Below are 6000 nucleotides of genomic sequence, written 5' to 3' on the forward strand. Positions count from 1 at the left end.
CAACGAAGACCTAAAAATGGGATGTGACTATTTTGCGTCACAAGGGAGTATCCTGAATGATCAGATGGCAACACTTACTTAAGAAACTCAGTACAGATGATCCTGTACTGCAAGAAAAGCTGTCTCTCTGGCAAGCACATCCCCATAAAACCCCCTTAGCCTTAATTCAAGGCTTTAGCTTTATTAGTGCCAACCAAGCCACCCTCAGTTATTTTGAGACTGAATACGATGCTTTTGTAAATGCGACTCCCTATGATTTTTCTCCGAGGATCCAATCTTCAGGCCGCAATAGTGTTGAATTTGCGCGGGAAATGATCCTTGAAGCCATTGCTGGCAATAATGTTGAATTCAACTGGCTGCACATGAGCCAACAAGGCAATGAACTGCCGACTCGAATTAATCTCTATCGCTGTTATCTGCAACAACAGCCCGTGGTACTCGTTGAATTACAAGCTCTTAATCGCCGCAATCAAATGCGCGAAACGATTTCTGATGGTTTTGCTCATATTCCCAAAGAAATTTTGTCGACCACGCTCGAAGAAAGTGCCGAAGCTGTGTATATCACTGACACTGATAATCAAATTTTGGCTGTCAATAAAGCAATGTGCCGTATTTGCGGCTATAGCGCTGAGCAGCTCATCAGTAAAACCCCTGAATTTTTAGAGGTAAGAACCCATAATATGGGGGAAGAAACCGAATGCCAAATCGCCTTGAAACAAAGGGGATTTTGGCAGGGCGAAACGTGGAAAAGACGTTCAGATGGCAGTAACTTTCCTGCTTGGCAGAGCAGTCGTAAAATCGTCACTGAAGATAATGCTCATTATAATGTGAATATTTTCAGTGATATTAGTACTAAAAAACTATTAGAAACCCAGCTAACAACTCGGGCTATGTACGATACCTTGACTGGATTACCTAACCGGTTCCATCTCAAACAGATCCTCAATAGTGCCCTCGAAAAACTTAAAACAGATCCCCTCGCACTGGGCGCGTTGATGTTTTTAGATCTCAATGGTTTCAAGAATATCAATGACAGCTTCGGTCACTCCATGGGCGATAGAGTATTACAACTCGTCGCAGCCAGACTCGAGGCGGGTTGCATCGAAAAGGCCGATATAGCCCGTATGGGAGGAGATGAATTTACCTTAGTGCTGCAAGACTGTAGCTGTAAAGATGAAATTCAGCTGTTTGCAGAGCAGATTCTCAGCTTATTTGAGAGCCCCTTTGAAATTGAAGGCCAAAAGTTCTTCCTCGGCACTAGCATAGGCATTGCGCTATTTCCTACCCACAGTAACCAAGCGGGACAACTGATTAGTCTTGCCGATACTGCCATGTATTGCGCTAAAAAGAGCTTACCGCATCTCGTGTTTTACGATAAGGAAATGAGCCTAGCAGCCGAGTTAAAATTACAGTTAATCAATAACCTAAGGCATGCGCATAGCCTAAAACAATTCACTCTCGCTTATCAAGCCATAGTCGATTTACACACAAATCAAACTATTGCTGCCGAAGCCCTGCTCCGCTGGCAAAAGTCACCGACAGAATATTATGAAGCTGCCGACTTTGTGCCACTGCTTGAGGAAACAGGATTAATTGTCAGCATTGGCCAATGGGTATTAGAACAGGCCTGTGTACAAGCGGCCCTCTGGCGAGCACATTATCAACCCGACTTTAGAATTTCAGTCAATGTGTCACCACTGCAATTAGAACACTTAGATTTTATCGACCAAGTGATAAATGCCTTAGAAATGGCGAAGTTACCTGCTGAAGCACTGATTTTAGAAATTACCGAATCGGCATTGTTACGACAACCGGAGCAAGCAAGACTCACACTCAATCGTATCAAAGCGTTAGGTGTCAGCATTGCCATCGATGATTTTGGGACTGGGTTATCGTCACTCAGTCGCTTAGGGACTTTGCCAATAGACAGCGTCAAAATTGATGCCGAGTTTGCCTTGCGCTTAAACGAAGTCTCAGGACAAAAGCTCTGCAATGCTATAGTGCAACTCGCACAAGCACTCGACATTCACTTCGTCGCAGAAGGTATTGAAACTCAACAACAAAAAGACATAATGACTGACATGGGCCAAGGTTTCGCCCAAGGATTTCTATTTGGCTACCCGAGTTCAGTTGAAAACTTCACCCAAGCCTTTCTTGCTGAAAAACGCTTAGCCTAGAACAGATTTAGGACTGCCGATGTTCGCATCGGCTCGATAATCCGACTTGCGTACCAAATTATCGCTCTAAACGTTTACAACGGAAAACGAAAGATTTCGCTAAGGTTTTATCGAAATATTTTGATGGGGCGCGAACTAAGGGGAAAGATTTTCTTGCAGAAAACATATGATTTAAGCTCGATAGCCCTGCCAGCACGCCATTTACTAATAGTAATGAATGGAATCACTCCCCTGCAAAGCAATTGGCTGGCAAAGCTATCTCATCATTTGCTGCGCAAATGAATCCCAGTTATTAAACCGTATTTCACATTACGTTAGCGTGATCTGAATAAGATTTTGACTATTTTAATTCGTACGGAGTCTCAAAACTCAATAACTTAAAAGCACTAATTCATACTTAAAAAATCTAAGACTCAATAGCCTTAACCCCATCAACTATACCTTACCATTGGATTCATTTGAGTTCTGATAACGAGCCTGCACTGTACTCGGCATCGCCTTAATCCGCAGTTCCACCATAGTATCAAATGCCATCATTAACGGCTGAACATCAAGGGTAGGATCTAGGGCGCTTAACATATAAGCGCAAGCTTCTAAGGTCGATAAACTATCGCTACGACTCGATTTACGGATCCGATAGCGCGATTCATAACCTTCAGCCAAATGCACCGCAGGATACTGGGCTAACCAAGGATTCAGCTGCAGCATTTTGAATGCCTTGCGCCAAGTGCCATCGAGCAACAGCAATATACAATCAGGATTAATACTTTGCTGTTCAACACTTACACTTAACGCAGAGGGATAGACGAGATAAATAGGCTTATTACACGCCGCTAAATATTCCCGTAAACCGTTGAAATCAGACTCGCTTTCACCCACATAAACTTGCGTTTTAGGTACAGCAAGACTCAATACCCGCACACTATTCTTCTTATGCTCGACTTCACTCGGGTGCTGTAAAACCACCAACTGAGTTATTGGAGAGATAGGCTGAACGCTCGCACATAAGCAAGCATTTTGCGGATAACGACAGATAGCACAATAGTGACGGGACAAGCTTTACCCTCGATTTAGTGAGTTATTTTACGAGTATACCAAAGGATAAAAGGGTATTAGACACAATAAAAAATACCCACAGTTCGCGGTCAAACAAACTGTGGGTAAAGGGTGTACTCTGTAATTAATCAGTGCCGCGAACTAATGCTCGCCAACTAACTGCTCTTGGTGCCAGTGGTCGAATCGACTCAGCGCCATCATCAACAATAAACCGATAGAAAACACGCCCATGACGAGTGCCACTGCGTAAGGTGCAGTTAAATTCGTTTGCTGTATAAGTCCAGCTAAAACGGATGCACCACTCATCTGAATAAAACCTAGCATAGCCGCGGCAGTCCCCGCTCGCTCACCGAAAGCTGACAGCGCCATACTCGTCGCGGGGCCGAGTAAGAAGGCAAATCCCACACATAACAACATCATAGGTAACATGAAGTTAAAAGCTGCTGCCATCCCTGTATTTGGGCCAAACTGTTGGCCCGCCACTGTCGCCACTGAAGACAAAACGAGTAAAGACAGAGCCAAAATAACCGTTGGACGATTACCCAGTTTGCGAATAACGATCGGTGCCGCAAAACAGGCCACTATATTGAACACAGCATTGAGCCCGAATAAACCACTAAACGCCAGCTCAGAAACCCCTAAATGCCCAATCAACCACACAGGCGCATAAGACACATAACTCAAAATAGCCGCCATAGCCGACATACAAGCAAAGGCATAAAACAAAAAGTGGGTGTTACCGAGTACAGGTTTGAATCTACCCCAACGGTAAAGTGGGCCAGTAGTAACAGTGTTGGCTGGACGAGTCTCAGGTAAGCGATAACCAACAACGAGCATCATCAACATGGCATATAACGTCATGAAAACGAAAGTTGAACGCCAGCCGAATTGCATCGCTAGCAAGCCACCTAAGGTTGGTGCTAAAGCTGGGATCACGCAAATCGCACCATTTAAGTAACTGTAAATTTTAGCGCCTTCTTTTTGTGAGTAGCAGTCGCGCACCGCACTAAACACCACGATAGAAGTTGAACAGGCGGCTAAACCTTGCAGCACACGAGCAATCTGTAACCAATGAAACTCGATGGCCGCGGCAGCGAGAAGACTACTTGCGCCGTAGAGTAAGACCCCGAAAATGGCCACAGGACGGCGGCCATAACGGTCGGCTAATGGCCCAATCAACACTTGGCCTAAGCCCATGGCGAATAAAAACAATACGAGTGTGGATTGCACATCACTGGCAGATACGGCGAATTCTGTCGCCATAGTTGGCATTGAAGGTAAATAAATATCGATGGCTAATGGGCTGAGCAGCACCATAGACATCAGGATAGGTAACAGATTGCGCCGCATAAATAATCTCAGTTGATCAGGGAAAGGTATTTCAGTGGGCGCTATTTTAATTAACTCAAGGTATGAACAGAAATGGTATAATTTCCAAAGTAAATTTCCTCTGAGGAATATCTGTGAATATCGACAACTTAGCCAGAATCGATTTGAACTTGCTGGTCATACTCAAAGTGCTGCTAGAGGAGCAAAGTGTCACTCGCGCCGCCAGCCGATTACATATAAGTCAGTCAGCCCTCAGTAAGAGCTTAAATCGACTCAGAGAAACCTTAGATGATCCTCTATTTCAGCGCACGGCGCATGGCTTAAAACCCACCGCGCACGCCCTCATTCTTGGGCAAAAACTGCCGAATATATTGCAAGACTTGTATCAACTCACTCAGCCTCCGACCTTTAATCCTGCCAGTAGCAATCGACAATTTTCTTTTGCCATGGTGGAAAGCGCCTATGAAACCCTAATCCCATATTTTATCGGCCCTATGCTGACCACGGCACCCAACGTCAAACTCGACTCCTATGTCTGGACCGAAAAATCGATGCAGGATTTGCAGCAAGGGCAAATCGACTTTGGCATTTCAGGGCGAGATTTGCATCCACTGTCGGATTTTCAAGTGGATCGCCTGCCCGAAGGGATTGCCTATCAAACATTATTTACCGATCAACAAGTCTGCTTAGTGCGAGAGGATCACCCGCTGATGGCGGCGCTCACCTCAGAACAATGGAATTTACCCCTTTACCTCGATATGGCCCATGTGCAGGTTCGTTGTGAAGGTAGTGATTGGTGGGCACTGGATTACTTTCTTGCCGATCTTGGGCATAGACGCCGGATCAGCACGACTGTACCCGACTTTTATGGTGCAGCCAGCGTTTGCGCCCACAGCAATTTAATCTTCACTCTGCCTTCGAGCTTTGCCCGTCACGCCTGCCAACTTTATCCGCTCAAACAACTGCCACTGCCTTTCGAATTTATGCCAATGGCCTATGTGTTGTTATGGCATCAAAGAAATGATGAAGATCAAGGGCATAAATGGATTAGAGAAACCATTTGTCAAAGTGTGGCTAAGTTATTCAATCCCACAGAAATGCTTTAACACGACAAAAACGGTCAGTAAAAAGCCCGACAAAGCAAAGGCTTTATCGGGCTAATATCGAGGCACGCTATTAAGAATAGCGATTACAGAATAAATGTCGCGACTTGCGCATTCAGGTCATTAGCGCGAGCTTTTAACCCTCTCGCCTGTGCCAAATCTGCCATGGCCGACGCGGTAATCTCATCGGTCACATCTTTAATCGCAACCGTATTCTGGGTTATTTCACCCGTCACTTGAGTCTGTTCTTCCGCTGCGGTAGCAATTTGGCCTGCCATATCTGAAATCACGTTGACCGCTTGTGTGATCTCTTCAAGGGCTTTCGCCGCGGCATT

General features: G+C 45.2%; 4 protein-coding genes and 1 pseudogene. 2 read left to right on the forward strand and 3 right to left on the reverse strand.

The genetic code is table 11. The annotated features are described in order from the left end of the window. Nucleotides 1–56 precede the first annotated feature (56 nt). On the forward strand, nucleotides 57–2177 hold the full coding sequence (locus tag ACHA99_RS20650) for a putative bifunctional diguanylate cyclase/phosphodiesterase (protein WP_393944715.1): 2121 nt from the start codon (nucleotides 57–59) through the stop codon (nucleotides 2175–2177). Between the two features lie 435 nt (nucleotides 2178–2612). Here ACHA99_RS20650 and ACHA99_RS20655 read toward each other — a convergent pair whose 3' ends face one another. After that, nucleotides 2613–3233, reverse strand: a complete 621-nt coding sequence (locus ACHA99_RS20655) for a tRNA-uridine aminocarboxypropyltransferase (protein WP_393944716.1) — start codon at nucleotides 3231–3233, stop codon at nucleotides 2613–2615. A gap of 141 nt (nucleotides 3234–3374) precedes the next feature. After that, nucleotides 3375–4583: a multidrug effflux MFS transporter gene (locus ACHA99_RS20660; RefSeq protein ID WP_113940291.1), complete on the reverse strand. Its 1209-nt coding sequence runs from the start codon at nucleotides 4581–4583 to the stop codon at nucleotides 3375–3377. Between the two features lie 113 nt (nucleotides 4584–4696). On the opposite strand from ACHA99_RS20660, the gene ACHA99_RS20665 reads away from it, so the two are divergent. Continuing rightward, entirely contained in the window at nucleotides 4697–5668 is a 972-nt protein-coding gene (locus tag ACHA99_RS20665) for a LysR family transcriptional regulator (protein WP_113940290.1), read from the forward strand. 83 nt (nucleotides 5669–5751) lie between these two features. Here the strand turns inward: ACHA99_RS20665 and ACHA99_RS20670 are convergent. After that, nucleotides 5752–6000 (reverse strand): annotated as a pseudogene (locus ACHA99_RS20670) (chemotaxis protein); the annotation flags it as partial.

The sequence above is a fragment of the Shewanella sp. S23-S33 genome (assembly GCF_043359565.1).
GTDB classification, from domain to species: Bacteria; Pseudomonadota; Gammaproteobacteria; order Enterobacterales; family Shewanellaceae; genus Shewanella; species Shewanella oncorhynchi.